This is a genomic window from Vreelandella arctica, from assembly GCF_037070215.1.
GTDB lineage: Bacteria > Pseudomonadota > Gammaproteobacteria > Pseudomonadales > Halomonadaceae > Vreelandella > Vreelandella arctica.
This window is the reverse complement of the sequence record NZ_JBANSN010000013.1, coordinates 40,860-53,625: the sequence shown is the minus strand read 5'-3', so window position 1 is coordinate 53,625 and position 12,766 is coordinate 40,860. Positions and strand designations below refer to the sequence as shown.

14 protein-coding genes are annotated in these 12,766 nt (G+C 53.2%); 8 read left to right on the top strand and 6 right to left on the bottom strand.

The window, feature by feature from the left end; translation table 11 throughout:
• Positions 1 to 200 precede the first annotated feature (200 nt).
• On the top strand, positions 201 to 1,115 hold the full coding sequence (locus V8L70_RS13230; protein ID WP_101147861.1) for a metal ABC transporter substrate-binding protein: 915 nt from the start codon (positions 201 to 203) through the stop codon (positions 1,113 to 1,115).
• A gap of 14 nt (positions 1,116 to 1,129) precedes the next feature.
• On the opposite strand, the gene V8L70_RS13225 is transcribed toward V8L70_RS13230, so the two are convergent.
• A complete protein-coding gene (locus V8L70_RS13225) occupies positions 1,130 to 1,870 on the bottom strand; it encodes a phosphoglycolate phosphatase (protein WP_101147860.1) in 741 nt (246 codons plus the stop codon).
• Between the two features lie 116 nt (positions 1,871 to 1,986).
• On the opposite strand from V8L70_RS13225, the gene V8L70_RS13220 reads away from it, so the two are divergent.
• On the top strand, positions 1,987 to 3,285 hold the full coding sequence (locus V8L70_RS13220) for an NAD(P)/FAD-dependent oxidoreductase (RefSeq protein WP_101147859.1): 1,299 nt from the start codon (positions 1,987 to 1,989) through the stop codon (positions 3,283 to 3,285).
• A 36-nt stretch (positions 3,286 to 3,321) separates the two neighbouring features.
• Here V8L70_RS13220 and rpe read toward each other — a convergent pair whose 3' ends face one another.
• Positions 3,322 to 4,017: a ribulose-phosphate 3-epimerase gene (gene rpe, locus V8L70_RS13215; RefSeq protein ID WP_101147858.1), complete on the bottom strand. Its 696-nt coding sequence runs from the start codon at positions 4,015 to 4,017 to the stop codon at positions 3,322 to 3,324.
• Positions 4,018 to 4,292: 275 nt separating this feature from the next.
• On the opposite strand from rpe, the gene cysP reads away from it, so the two are divergent.
• The 4 genes from cysP to V8L70_RS13195 are packed head-to-tail and all read left to right on the top strand — an operon-like array spanning position 4,293 to position 8,102.
• Positions 4,293 to 5,303: a thiosulfate ABC transporter substrate-binding protein CysP gene (gene cysP, locus V8L70_RS13210; RefSeq protein ID WP_101147857.1), complete on the top strand. Its 1,011-nt coding sequence runs from the start codon at positions 4,293 to 4,295 to the stop codon at positions 5,301 to 5,303.
• Between the two features lie 26 nt (positions 5,304 to 5,329).
• Positions 5,330 to 6,184 (top strand): sulfate ABC transporter permease subunit CysT, encoded by an 855-nt coding sequence (cysT, locus tag V8L70_RS13205; protein WP_101147856.1) that lies wholly within the window; start codon positions 5,330 to 5,332, stop codon positions 6,182 to 6,184.
• The gene (gene cysW, locus V8L70_RS13200; protein ID WP_101147855.1) at positions 6,184 to 7,011 is read left to right on the top strand and encodes a sulfate ABC transporter permease subunit CysW; all 828 of its coding nucleotides are present in this window, start codon (positions 6,184 to 6,186) and stop codon (positions 7,009 to 7,011) included. The genes cysT and cysW overlap by 1 nt, the downstream gene beginning before the upstream one ends.
• Entirely contained in the window at positions 7,008 to 8,102 is a 1,095-nt protein-coding gene (locus V8L70_RS13195; protein WP_008959573.1) for a sulfate/molybdate ABC transporter ATP-binding protein, read from the top strand. Before cysW ends, V8L70_RS13195 begins: the two co-directional genes overlap by 4 nt.
• 57 nt (positions 8,103 to 8,159) lie before the next feature.
• On the opposite strand, the gene V8L70_RS13190 is transcribed toward V8L70_RS13195, so the two are convergent.
• Positions 8,160 to 8,777, bottom strand: coding sequence for an alpha-ketoglutarate-dependent dioxygenase AlkB family protein (locus V8L70_RS13190; RefSeq protein ID WP_101147854.1), 618 nt, complete (start codon positions 8,775 to 8,777; stop codon positions 8,160 to 8,162).
• 169 nt (positions 8,778 to 8,946) lie between these two features.
• Here V8L70_RS13190 and V8L70_RS13185 point away from each other — a divergent pair, with 169 nt between their 5' ends.
• Positions 8,947 to 9,540 carry a YajG family lipoprotein gene (locus tag V8L70_RS13185; protein WP_008959576.1) on the top strand — a complete coding sequence of 198 codons (594 nt, stop codon included), beginning with the start codon at positions 8,947 to 8,949 and terminating at the stop codon, positions 9,538 to 9,540.
• Between the two features lie 50 nt (positions 9,541 to 9,590).
• Here V8L70_RS13185 and V8L70_RS13180 read toward each other — a convergent pair whose 3' ends face one another.
• From V8L70_RS13180 to V8L70_RS13170, 3 genes are all read right to left on the bottom strand, one after another.
• Positions 9,591 to 10,223, bottom strand: coding sequence for a class I SAM-dependent methyltransferase (locus V8L70_RS13180; protein WP_101147853.1), 633 nt, complete (start codon positions 10,221 to 10,223; stop codon positions 9,591 to 9,593).
• Positions 10,224 to 10,252: 29 nt separating this feature from the next.
• Positions 10,253 to 10,888 carry a TIGR04211 family SH3 domain-containing protein gene (locus tag V8L70_RS13175; protein WP_101147852.1) on the bottom strand — a complete coding sequence of 212 codons (636 nt, stop codon included), beginning with the start codon at positions 10,886 to 10,888 and terminating at the stop codon, positions 10,253 to 10,255.
• A gap of 88 nt (positions 10,889 to 10,976) precedes the next feature.
• Complete coding sequence (locus V8L70_RS13170) at positions 10,977 to 11,306, bottom strand: DUF1820 family protein (protein ID WP_008959579.1); 330 nt, start codon at positions 11,304 to 11,306, stop codon at positions 10,977 to 10,979.
• Positions 11,307 to 11,512: 206 nt separating this feature from the next.
• Here V8L70_RS13170 and V8L70_RS13165 point away from each other — a divergent pair, with 206 nt between their 5' ends.
• Positions 11,513 to 12,736, top strand: coding sequence for an ATP-grasp domain-containing protein (locus V8L70_RS13165; protein WP_008959580.1), 1,224 nt, complete (start codon positions 11,513 to 11,515; stop codon positions 12,734 to 12,736).
• Positions 12,737 to 12,766 lie beyond the last annotated feature (30 nt).

Here is a 12,766-nt window from a genome sequence, read left to right as displayed (position 1 = left end):
AACCGTTCGTTCAGTCATCAGGCACGCTATGCTTAGGAGTGTAAGACTATTAAGCATAGTGGCACTTTCCTTTAGAGGAAATCCAACCTTATACCTTACCTCGCTCGACCTGCCCGAAGATTGGTACTAGCAACGAACCACCGCAGTCTTTATTATCTACCGACATTTACGTTAGTTTACAATTAAGTTAGGAGCGTAAGATGACAAAGCGGGTTACCTGGATGTGTACGCTCTTATTTGTCGCATTGATCAGCACTGCGCCAGCCTATGCCAACACAACGCTACGCGTTATTGCCTCGTTTTCAGTCATGGAGGAGTTGGTCAAACGGGTGGCAGGAGACGCGGTCAGCGTCAATGTCATTGTTCCTGTGGGTGAAGACGTTCACCGCTGGGAGTTAACACCCCCCAATGTGCTTGCGTTAGAAGAGACCCATATCGTCTTTTATAACGGGTTGGGCTTAGAGCCTTGGATTCGTCATATTGAAGCGATGTCAGACGATCAGTTAACCCTCGTGGAAGTGGCGAAAAAGGCCGACTACGCGCCGCTGATGATCTCGACCGGGCAATATAAAGGCGAACCAGATCCGCACATGTGGATGGACCCCGCCGGCGCCGCCGCTTACATTGATGTGATTGCCGCCACGCTGGCCGAGCACCTGCCCAAGCAGGCAGATGTGTTTTATGCGCGCGCCGAAGAAGCTCGCAAAGCGCTGACTACTCTGAGCTCAGAGGTGAAAGAGCGGCTCGATGGTATCCCTCAAACCAACCGCACACTAATCACTAGTGAAGCAAGCTTTGGTTATTTCGCACGTGCTTTCTCATTTCAAGCCCAGGGAATATGGGGCGTTAATCATGAGACCCAAGGCAGTGCCCAGGCAATGGCCAAAATGAGCGAGCAACTTGCTGCAAAACGTCTCTCGGCACTCTTTTTTGAAAGCACGACACCCAGTATTCATATGGATGCTTTAGCTCGGGAGACTTCAATTCCACTCGCGGGGCCGTTGTATGTCGATTCACTGAGTAGCACAGATGGCCCAGCTGCCAACTATTCGGCCATGCTGCGTCATAACGCAGAGGTACTGCATACCGCTTTAGGCGGCGCAACGGCCGAGTAATCAGCCCTTTGTCATTACTCAATCGCCTTTGTCGTCTGGGAAGTAGTTGCCAGCAATTCTGTTAACGAAGAGAGCACTAGGTCAGGGTGACTCTCTTCGATTGGCTCGCCGTGGTTGTAGCCGTACGGTAACGCTACGGTAGTAAAGCCTGCCGCTTTACCAGCAGCAATATCATGCCGGGAATCGCCCACCATCACACATTCATCGGCTGGAATCTGGCACATGCGGGCAGCATGCAGCAGCGGCAGTGGATGAGGCTTTTTTTCAGCCAGTGAATCACCACCCACCCAGAGCGCAAAATAGTCCAGCAGTTCAAAGTGCTGTAAGAGCGGCTCAATAAAACGCTCAGGCTTATTGGTAATTAGCACCAGTGTCATTCCTTGCTGGTGCAGCCCCTGAAGCGCTTGTTGAACGCCCGAATAGAGCGTTGTGAGAACATGGGGCGCGGCGCCATAGTAATCCATAAAAGTATCATAGCCGCGCTGCTGGAGTGCGGGCGTGGGCGGTGTCTGTAACGCCCAGGTTAGGGCTCTTTCGACTAATACCGGCGCCCCATTACCGACCCAATCGCGCACCTCTGCTTCGCTTGGCTGGCGTAGATCAAGCGCCTTTAGAGCATGCGCCACCGCGGCGGCAAGATCAGGTACCGAATCAATCAACGTGCCATCCAAGTCGAACGCAATCAGCCGCTTACCCTGCAGTGCTGAATGTAGTCCTGAATATCGTTCTGTCAATCGTATGGAATGCACCGTCATTGCCCTCTGCCTCATCGTGTTTAGAAAACTATCTTACCTGTTCAAGGTAAACGTTCGCATTAGTCAGAAGCGTAAGAAGCTTCTATGCTGGAGCTAACTTAGCCAAGGAGATAATGATGGCCATACCCAGGATTGTGATTGTCGGCGGTGGCGCGGGTGGGCTAGCCCTCGCTACGCGGCTAGGGCATACATTAGGCAAGCGTAAACGCGCAGAGATTGTGTTGTTGGATCGTAACACCACCCACGTTTGGAAGCCTTTGCTCCATGAACTGGCGACCGGCGTGCTTAATTCCAGTATGGACGAGGTGGATTATCGCGGACATTCGTCTGCTCACTTCTACCGTTATCAGCGAGGTTCACTGACGGGTGTGGATCGCCAGCAGCAAGTCCTACGTTTAGCCCCCGTTAAAGACGAAGATGGCGCTGAGGTACTGCCTGCCCGCGAGTTAACCTATGACTACTTAGTGATGGCGTTGGGTAGTGTTTCCAATGACTTCGGCACGCCCGGCGTCGCCGAGCACTGCCACTTTATTGATTCGCCCCAGCAGGCCAAAGCGTTTCAGCGCGATATGATCAATACCTTCCTGCGCTATACCGACCCCACCCTGCGCCAGCATACCCAGTTGACTATTGGCATTGTGGGCGGCGGCGCAACAGGGGTAGAGCTTGCCGCCGAGCTATTTGATGCCTCACGTATGCTCAATGCCTATGGCGTAACGGCGATAGATCATCAGCACATTAGCGTACACTTGCTAGAGGCTGCGCCACGCTTGCTGCCTGGGCTTTCTGACCGGGTCAGCCAGACCGTTAAAACAGAGCTTGAGAAAATGGGCGTCACCGTTCATACCGATACGGCGATCAAGGAAGCACAAGCGCATCGGCTGATTACCGACAACGGTGAGGAGATAAAGACGGATATTAATGTGTGGGCAGCGGGTATTAAAGCGCCGCCATTTCTAACCGAACTTGGCCTGACGACTAACAAGAAAAATCAGATCGAAGTGAAACGTAGCCTGCAAAGTGTCGACGATGAACGAATATTCGCGCTTGGCGACTGCGCCAGTTGCCCGATGGGAGACGAGGGTACCGTGCCGCCTCGCGCTCAAGCGGCGCATCAACAAGCCAAGTTATTAGCCAAAAACCTGGTTAACCAACTGGAAGATAAGCCATTACAGGATTTTCGCTACCGTGATCATGGCTCACTGGTCTCACTGGCGCGCTACGATGCAGTGGGTAATTTGATGCGTAGCGGAGCCTCCAAAGGTCTGTTTTTGGAAGGCTGGCTGGCACGCAAAGCGTATGCTTCGTTATATCGTACGCATCAGCTCTCAATTCATGGGGCGACAAAAACGGGGCTGTCATGGCTGGTGGATAAACTTAATAAGTATTTAAAACCGCGCATGAAATTACACTAAACAAACACCCCGTTAATTTTCGCTTGAAACGCAGTATTAAGCCGTCGCTAGCGCCGCCCGCAGTTGTTTGAGTACTGTGTCGTAACCGTGCGGGTCGCTGGCTTGGTGGGCACTGAAAATAGCGGAGCCTGCTACAAAGGTATCGGCGCCAGCGGCGGCAATCTCGGCGATGTTGTCCACTTTTACTCCGCCGTCGATTTCCAAGCGGATATCATAGTGTGATGCATCAATGCGCGCCCGTGCCTCGCGCAACTTGTTTAGCGTACCAGGAATAAATGACTGGCCACCAAAGCCTGGGTTAACGCTCATCAGCAGTACCATATCGACTTTATCCATCACGTAGTCAAGATAAGAGAGCGGCGTCGCGGGATTAAACACTAAACCAGCCTTACAGCCACCATCGCGGATCAACTGCAGCGAACGGTCAACGTGCTCAGAGGCTTCAGGGTGAAAGGTGATGTAGCTGGCGCCTGCCTCGATAAAGTCGCTGATCATGCGGTCGACCGGCTTGACCATCAAATGCACATCAATGGGCGCCGTTACGCCGTGCTTACGCAGCGCTTTGCACACCATGGGGCCAATCGTGAGGTTAGGCACATAGTGATTATCCATTACATCGAAGTGCACCACATCGGCGCCTGCAGCCAGCACGTTATCCACCTCTTCACCCAACCGGGCAAAATCAGCTGATAAAATAGAGGGGGCAATGAGAAAATCATGCGCAGCGGTCATATTCCATTCCTGAAGAGTAAACAGTAGACGAGAGTAGCGACCCCTATGCCTGCGAGCACAGGCTAAAGAGCAAAGCCAAACATCTATCTTATCAGAGCCGCTTACTAGAACCACGTATCTGCGGCCTAAGAGCGGCTGAGCATAGTCATCACAGGCATATTCTTAAATAGAATATAAAACATGATTGTAATTCCACATTGATAGCTTTAACCTTGCGGCTATTGCGACACTACTTTTTGGCGATCCTATGCGCTTACTAATTTAAGGAGTTAACGATGACATTGCCGACAATTTTCCGCCGCAGCCTGATAGCCATTGCCATGGGCGTTACGGTCAGCGGTTCCGCCGTTGCCCAGGAGCGGGAGCTGCTCAATTCGTCCTACGATATCGCTCGCGAGCTGTTTGCCGCGATCAACCCTGAGTTTCAAGCGTGGTGGCAGGAAGAGCACGGTGAAGAAATTGCCATTAGCCAGTCTCACGGCGGCTCTTCTGCACAAGCACGCGCCATCTTGCAGGGCCTACGTGCCGATGTAGTGACCTTTAACCAGGTGACCGACGTGCAAGTACTCGCGGATGCCGGGCTGGTAGCAGAAGATTGGCAAGACGCATTTGAGAACAATGCTTCGCCCTACTACTCCACTACCGCTTTCCTGGTGCGTAAAGGCAACCCCAAAGGCATCGAAAGCTGGGACGATCTAGTCCAAGAAGACGTAGAAGTGGTCTTCCCTAACCCGAAAACCTCGGGTAATGGCCGCTACACCTATTTAGCCGCTTGGGGCTTTGCCGAGAACGAATTTGATGGCGATGAAGAGCAAATCGAAGAGTTCATGAGCACCTTTTTAGCCAATGTGGCGGTATTTGATACCGGCGGCCGTGGCGCGACGACCAGCTTTATTGAGCGAGAAATTGGCGATGTACTGATTAGCTTCGAGTCTGAAGTTAACAATATTCGTAGCGAGTACGGCAGCGACGATTACGAAGTGATCGTGCCGCCTGTCAGTATCCTAGCCGAATTCCCCGTTGCTGTTGTCGGCGAAAACGCTGAGCGCAACGGCAACAGCGACTTGGCCCAGAGCTATCTTGAGTACCTCTACACCGAAGAGACTCAGCGCCTACTCGCGGGCTTCAACTACCGGGTGCATAACGAAGCCGTGGTCGAAGAGTTTGCCGACGAGTTCCCGGAGACCGAATTACTCGAGGTAGACGACGTGTTTGGTAGCTGGGATGAAGCAATGGAAACTCACTTCGGCAGCGGCGGCCTTCTCGACCAGTTACAGCGCCGCTAATATTCACCTATGAGCCAGCCTGAACTATGAGTCAACTTGCCACTTGGCGAACCGGCAGCACACGCGTGCTGCCGGGTTTTGGCCTTTCTATGGGTATCAGCGTGCTGTTTATTTCGCTGGTGCTGCTCTTACCGATTACCGGCCTGTTCGGCCAGTTAGCGGGGCTTAGCTTCGCCGAATACTGGGCGATTATCACTGAAGGTCGTGTGGTCGCAAGCTATATGGTGACCATTGGCGCGGCAGCCGTCGCGGCCATTATCAATGCCATCTTTGGCCTGTTATTGGCCTGGGTGCTGGTGCGCTACGAGTTCCCTGGCAAGCGCTTACTGGATGCCTTGATGGATCTGCCCTTTGCGTTGCCCACCGCGGTGGCAGGCATTACCTTGGCAACGCTTTACGCCAGCAGCGGCTGGATGGGCCAACTGCTTGAACCGCTTGGTTTTCAGGTCGCCTATACCTGGGTGGGCATTGCACTAGCCATGGCCTTTACCAGTATTCCGTTTGTAGTGCGCACCGTTCAACCAGTGTTGGAAGACTTGCCCGCCGAAGTTGATGAAGCCGCCATGTCACTAGGGGCAACTGACGGTGTCGCCTTTCGTCGTGTGATCTTGCCGCATATCTGGCCTGCCTTGGTGACCGGGACCGGGCTTGCGTTTGTGCGCTCACTAGGCGAGTTCGGCGCGATCATTTTTATCGCTGGCAATATGCCTTATGAAACCGAGATCACCGCGCTGATGATCTTCGTCAAACTGCAAGAATACGACTATGCGGGCGCATCGGCGATTGCCTCGGTCGTGCTGTTCGTATCGCTGGCGCTGCTACTGGCTATCAATATTTGGCAGGGACGTTTTGTACGCCGCCTGCATGGAGGTAAGGGGTAATGCGTCGAATTGGTGATGCACCGGTTATCCGGCGTCTGCTGATAGGTGCCGCCCTAGTGCTGTCAGCACTTTTTTTGTTGCTACCATTGGTCGCTATTTTTGCTCAGGCATTTTCTCAGGGCGTCATGGTCTTCTGGACCAATGTAAGTAATACCTTCACGCTGCATGCGATTGGCTTAACGCTGATGATAGCGCTACTCACTATCCCGGTGTGCTTGGTGTTTGGTGTAGCGCTGGCGTGGCTGGTAACACGCTTCAGCTTTCCCGGGCGACGCATTTTACAGACCCTGATCGATATTCCCTTTGCGGTCTCACCTGTGGTGGCAGGTCTGATTTACTTGCTGCTGTATGGGCGCAACGGCTGGATCGGCACGTGGCTGGATGGCCACGATATTCAGTTGATGTTTGCCTGGCCGGGTATTCTGATGGTGACTATTTTTGTGACCTGCCCTTTCGTGGCCCGGGAATTGATTCCGCTGATGCAGGCTCAAGGCTCGCGTGAAGAAGAAGCGGCCGTGACGCTTGGCGCTTCCGGTTGGACGACATTTCGTCGCGTCACGCTACCCAACATTCGCTGGGCACTACTGTATGGCGTCATCCTCACCAATGCTCGTGCAGTCGGCGAATTCGGTGCCGTTTCGGTGGTCTCAGGTGCCATTCGCGGCCAGACCAATACACTGCCACTGCACCTTGAGCAGCTTTATCAGGATTACAACGCCGTAGGGGCTTTTGCCTGCGCGGCCTTACTCGCATTCATTGCCCTATTGACGCTCGCCGCGAAGGCCGGGCTGGAATGGCGCGCAGCGCGCCGGGAGGCATTTGCATGAGCATTCGCTTACACAACATCGCTAAGCACTTCGGCAATACCCAGGCATTAGAGCCCATCAATCTGGATATTCATGAAGGTGAGCTGGTCGGCCTGCTCGGCCCTTCGGGTTCAGGCAAAACCACCCTGCTGCGGATTATCGCCGGATTGGAAAATGCCGACCGTACCACCCAACCGGGTAAAATTCTGTTTGGCGACCGCGACGTGACCAATGTACATGTTCGCGACCGGCGGATTGGCTTTGTCTTCCAGCACTATGCGCTGTTCCGCCATATGAGCGTTTACGATAACGTGGCGTTTGGCTTGACCGTGCTCTCGCGCAAACGCCGCCCCAGCAGCGGTGAGATTCGTGCACGGGTGTTCAGGCTGCTTGAAATGGTCAAGCTGGAGCATCTTGCCAACCGCTACCCTGCCCAGCTTTCGGGCGGCCAGCAGCAGCGCGTGTCGTTGGCCCGCGCCTTAGCGGTGGAGCCTGAAGTATTGCTCTTGGACGAACCGTTTGGTGCCCTTGATGCCAAAGTACGCCAGGAGCTTCGCCGCTGGCTGCGTCATCTGCATGATGAGCTCAATTTCACCAGCGTCTTTGTAACTCACGATCAGGAAGAGGCACTGGAGCTTTCCGACCGCGTCGTGGTAATGAGCAATGGCCGTATAGAGCAGATCGACACCCCCGACGAGCTCTACCGCACGCCAGCAAATCGCTTTGTGTTTGAATTTTTAGGCGATGTCAACCACCTGGAAGGCAAAGTGAGTAACGGCGTATTGACCTGCGGCGATGCCTATTGGCACGTTGATCTGCCCGATGGTCATGAAGAGCTGTTGCTGCGCCCGCATGAAGTACGCTTAACCGAGCAGCCCACCTCAGAGAGCCACTTGCCGGTTACCATCACAGCGATCTCCCCGGTAGGTGCCGAAGTACGCGTGGAGCTAGAAGCCGACTGGCTGGCCCAGCCGTGGCTGGCTACCGTGCGCCACACTGACTTTGAACACTTGGCGCTACGCCGTGGGCAGCGCTTGTTTGCTCACCCGCGCCACTGGCGTCGCTTCCCCAAAGTCACTGAGAAAACGACGGAGCAGACACGCGTCGCATGACGTTTCAATAGCCGCCCCGCCCAGGGGTGGCTTGCGTTAATAACTACTCGGATTAGCTCAAAAGCGCATTTGCCTAAACGTTAGGCTCACCCGCGGCTCGATACTTTTTTTGGTTTTAGGCAGGCTATGTAGCCAGTTTTGCTGTGTAGTACCTTTCATAATCAACAGACTGCCGTGCTCTAGAGTAAGCGACACACTCTCCCCTGTTTGTTTATGTTTAAACGAGAATTTCCTTTCGCCGCCTAGGGTCAACGCCCCGATTGCCCCATTTTCAACAAGGTCTTTTTCGGCATCACTGTGCCAGCTCATGCCTTCCTCACCGGAGCTGTAATAATTACCCAGGCACGAATTAAAGCCCTCTTTGCAGTGGCTCTCCACAACCTGTTTAAGATCACGCAAAAAGTCCGGCCACACTAACGCCATTTTTGTGTAGCCGGAGTAGGTATAGGAAATCGGCTTGTCTGCATACCAGGCTATTTTCCTCTTTGTAACAATCTCTTTGCCGTAAATAAACGTGCGATCATGCTCCCAGCTTAATTCGCTTATGCATTTATCTAAATACATAGCCGCTGTGACTGTATCCAGGATTTTGCCGTGGTAATAAGCCGCCCCATCCCATGGGAGCAGATTAATCAACTTCATATCGTCGTTTTCAAACAGATCTGTATACGTCATAGCGGTGCCTATTTTGCATTCAGGACTGTAAAAAATTAGGACCAGTAGCTGCCAGCAGCGAAGCGATCCAGCAACCCTTTGCCATCGTTGGCAAAGCCGCAACGCCAGAACATACCGTCAGCGCGCTAGCCGCGTTATACTGGCCTTTTAGCCATAGCGGAGGAAGACTATGCTTCGGCGTCACTTTTTACGGATTTCAGGTGTTCTGCTTGCCAGCGCCTGGCTAGCCGGTTGTACTAGCCCGCAGTACCTGCAACTCAGCCCTGAACGCAGCGCCCAGGTGCCTCAGGTTGGCTCTGGCCAGCAAGTCACGGTAATTGCTCAGGATGGGCGCGAAAGCGATATTATTGGCAATCGTGCTGGCGGCGGAATGTCCACCGCGCATATCACCGTGAGCAGCCACGAATTAATTCCGCGCTTACAGCAAGAAGCAGAGCGCGCCGTTAGCGATATGGGCTTTACGCCCACGACTGAGCAAGCCGAGGGGCGTCCGAGTTTGACGCTGGAACTTGCCAGCCTGAATTACGCGCGTGGCGAGAGCGGCCAGCCGTTGGTAGACGAAGCGCGTCTTGAAGGTGTCTTCCGCGCTATCGCGCAAAACAAGGGCACTACTTATACCGGCACTTACACATCGCGCCGTACACAGGGTTATGCGCTTAAACCCGACGCCGACAGTAATGCACGCATGCTGAGCGATCTACTTAGCGATGGTATGAACCGTGCTTTTAGCGACCCTGAACTGGGCCAATTGCTCGCCCGCTAAGCTATCTCCTTCGCACAAGCCGCACACATGCGGGCTGCCCCTCTAAACACTTAGAGGCGCGGCCCGCGTCGTTCCAGCGCCCACACGCTCTCCGTGTAGCCGCGTTCATCGGGGTTGCCCTGCTCTAGAAATGTTAACGTGAAATTAGGGGCGAACAGGCTTTCAATTTCGCTGGCGGGGACACTATAGGGAGGCCCAGCATCACCCTCGTTGTGGGCCAAACTAATCAGCAGACCTTTGGCACCGGGCGGTACCAGTTGAGCAAGATGGAAAGCATAGCGCTGACGGGTTGCTGGCGGCAGCGCTATCAGTGAAGCGCGATCATAAAACGCCCCAATTTCTGCTGCCTGCTGAATATGTAGATGAAAAAAGTCCCCACACCAGAGTTCGACATTACCTTGACGGGAGACATTGAACCCTGCCTGGCGATATCGTGATACTGAGGTACTGCGCTGAGCCAAAAACTGCTCAATGGCTTCTGGGGCAAACTCAATACCCAATACCGGATATCCTTCATCAGCCAGCCAGCGCATATCCAGACTCTTGCCACACAGCGGTACAAGTACCTTGGTGCGTTTGGCAACACCAAGAGAGCCCCAATGACGCAGTAGTGCCGGGTGCGCCTGCCGCAGGTGAAAACCAATGCGCCCTTCTTGCCAGCGCTTGCGCCATTGATCACTCATTTTTTGCTACCTTGTCGTTGATCGCGCTATTAAAACCAACGGTCACGCTTTTTACGCCGACGTGGTAGGTGCGGCACAATCAAACCAACCAACAAGCCCGCGCCAGCCACACCACCGCCGTACATAAAGTAGCGCATCAAAAGATCTTCTTCCTGGGTTTCTAAGCGCGCCTGAAGCCCTCTTACCTGCTGGCGTGACTGCTCAGCCTGACTGTCCAGCTCTTGATTACTCGCTTCAAGCTCGGCAATACGCCGCTCACGAACCTCAAGAGTTTCGGTCATTGAAGAAACACGCTGTTCCCAGGATTCATTGATGCCTTCAAGCTCAGCCGTTAACTCTTCGACCTGCGCTTCTAACGCGGGTAGCTGCTCAACCGCACTCGGCGTCTGCTGAAGCTCGTCGCTCAATACCCAGACCGCATTGCCATCGCTATTACGAACCCGGGTGTAATTCCCGCTGGTTTCAAGAACATCGACCTGCTCACCGGCATTCAACGTACCGATGATGCGATAACCGTCCGTTGGGCCACTACGCACGTAGGTACTTAACTCGTCGGTCACCCATGCCTGGTTGTCGGATTGGGCGTTAGCATTAATGCTCGCCACACTTAGTAAAACGCCGGCCGCAGCGGCGTAATATCGAAAACGAATTTTATTTACCTGCATGACATCATGTCCTGATTTAAAACGCTGCAAGGCGGACGAAGCCAACAGCGCTTATCGCCTAACTTAGCGGTGCGCTTGTCTCATACGCTTACCCTTCTCCGCGCGGTGGCAACGAAAAGGGACGGGGGAACTCTGCTACTCGGGCATCAGTTTTAACCGCCTTCAATGGGCCTTCACGCTCTACTTCATCAATGCGCACAATAGCATTTAATGGTAAGTAGCTACGTTTGACACCATCAAAGGTTCGCTGCAATTTTTCAGTCGCAGGGTCGACGACTACCCGTGAAGCATCGTCAAAGACAAACTCCTCGACTTCAATAAAGCCCCAAAGTTCGCTCTGAAAGATTTCTCGGACGTATAAATCCCAAATTTCACCCTGCTGGTGAACCACCACACGGTAGATCGGCTTGGCCGCCATCTTGGCCTATTCCTCTTGCCATTTGTACATGAAGTTGAACCGACTAGCTTACCATATTCCTACCGCTACGACTTTACGCAAAGCCTTTAGCGAGTGTTGCGTTAATGCTGCGGATAATGGGCTCATTAGCCGCACCAGCCGCCCTCGTGTATGGTGGGCTGGGTGTTTTGGCAATTCTTTTCACTCACCAAGTAGGAGTCATCAACATGCAAAAGGATCCAAATAAGGGCTATATCGCTCTGCTCGGTTGGAGCCTCAATGCGATTGAAGCGGCTGAGAATTTTGATCGTCGCTACATTGTCGTTGCACCTGACTGGGCCGAAGAGTATTGCCAAAAACACGACATTCCCTATGTGCCTTGGAATTTCGAGCGCCTCAATGACCGCTCAATGGAAATCGCCGAGACACTCAAAGAAAAGGGTGTTGATGTCGCGATCCCTCTCTATGAAGAAACCGTAGAATGGGCTGGGGCCATCAACTCCGTACTGCTTGATAACCCACGTATTTATGGTCAATCGCTACTGCTTCGCGACAAGGCGTTGATGAAGCGTCGGGCCCAGTTAGGCGGCATCCGCGTCGGTATCTTTGAAGAAGCCCACGATAAAGAAGACGTGGTGCGCTTTCTCAAACGCGTTAACCAGACGCTGCTTAAGCTGGATGGTGACCCCAACGACCCCATTCACCTCAAGGCCTTCGATAAAGCAGGCTGCCTGGGCCACCGTGTTATTCGCACACCGGATGAAGTGGATACCATCCCGGACGAAGAGTTCCCGGTGCTGATGGAATCGCACCTGGACGGCTGGGAGTTTGCTGTCGAAGCGTGGATTCATGATGGCAAAATCGCCTTCTTGAACATCTCAGAATATGTAACGCTGGGTTACTCTGTATTTGTGCCTGCGTCTCCAGAGCTTGAGAAGTATCGCGAACAGATCACCGTGCAAATCGAAAAGCTAGTTAAAGCATTTGATATTGAGTTTGGCTTGATTCACCCCGAATACTTTGTCACCAGCGATGGTGAGATGTATTTTGGCGAAGTGGCTTACCGTCCGCCCGGTTTCAAAGTCTTTGAATTGTTAGAACGTGTTTACGGCTTTAATGCTTATCAAGCGTCAATGCTAGTGTTCGACCCGAAAACCACGAAAGAAGAAGTGGCCAAGTTTTTCCCGAAAGAAGTGGTCGATGCCGATGGCTTTGCCGGTTGCTTTGGCGTATACCCACGCCGTCGTGTGGTCAGCCGTTTGGAAATTCCCGAAGAGACCGAAGATCACCCCTACTTTGAGTCTCATGAGCTAACCTCACCAGTAGAAGAAACCGTTACCAAACGCACCGCGTTTGGTACCCATTGGGGTCTGGTCTACTTTAAAGGCGAGGATGCGCATACCATACGCGACCTATTAAAACGCCAAGAAGACCTCGACTTCTATGTATAATCCCTGCTAACGCTGGGATAAGGAGTCACC

Excerpts from the sequence above, each read along its gene's own strand:
- V8L70_RS13175 (WP_101147852.1), bottom strand. The coding sequence starts at position 10,888 with ATGCAGGTAAATAAAATTCGTTTTCGATATTACGCCGCTGCGGCCGGC.
- V8L70_RS13185 (WP_008959576.1), top strand. The coding sequence starts at position 8,947 with ATGCTTCGGCGTCACTTTTTACGGATTTCAGGTGTTCTGCTTGCCAGC.
- V8L70_RS13220 (WP_101147859.1), top strand. The coding sequence starts at position 1,987 with ATGGCCATACCCAGGATTGTGATTGTCGGCGGTGGCGCGGGTGGGCTA.
- V8L70_RS13230 (WP_101147861.1), top strand. The coding sequence starts at position 201 with ATGACAAAGCGGGTTACCTGGATGTGTACGCTCTTATTTGTCGCATTG.
- cysP (WP_101147857.1), top strand. The coding sequence starts at position 4,293 with ATGACATTGCCGACAATTTTCCGCCGCAGCCTGATAGCCATTGCCATG.
- cysW (WP_101147855.1), top strand. The coding sequence starts at position 6,184 with ATGCGTCGAATTGGTGATGCACCGGTTATCCGGCGTCTGCTGATAGGT.
- V8L70_RS13190 (WP_101147854.1), bottom strand. The coding sequence starts at position 8,777 with ATGACGTATACAGATCTGTTTGAAAACGACGATATGAAGTTGATTAAT.
- V8L70_RS13165 (WP_008959580.1), top strand. The coding sequence starts at position 11,513 with ATGCAAAAGGATCCAAATAAGGGCTATATCGCTCTGCTCGGTTGGAGC.
- V8L70_RS13195 (WP_008959573.1), top strand. The coding sequence starts at position 7,008 with ATGAGCATTCGCTTACACAACATCGCTAAGCACTTCGGCAATACCCAG.
- rpe (WP_101147858.1), bottom strand. The coding sequence starts at position 4,017 with ATGACCGCTGCGCATGATTTTCTCATTGCCCCCTCTATTTTATCAGCT.
- V8L70_RS13180 (WP_101147853.1), bottom strand. The coding sequence starts at position 10,223 with ATGAGTGATCAATGGCGCAAGCGCTGGCAAGAAGGGCGCATTGGTTTT.
- cysT (WP_101147856.1), top strand. The coding sequence starts at position 5,330 with ATGAGTCAACTTGCCACTTGGCGAACCGGCAGCACACGCGTGCTGCCG.
- V8L70_RS13170 (WP_008959579.1), bottom strand. The coding sequence starts at position 11,306 with ATGGCGGCCAAGCCGATCTACCGTGTGGTGGTTCACCAGCAGGGTGAA.
- V8L70_RS13225 (WP_101147860.1), bottom strand. The coding sequence starts at position 1,870 with ATGACGGTGCATTCCATACGATTGACAGAACGATATTCAGGACTACAT.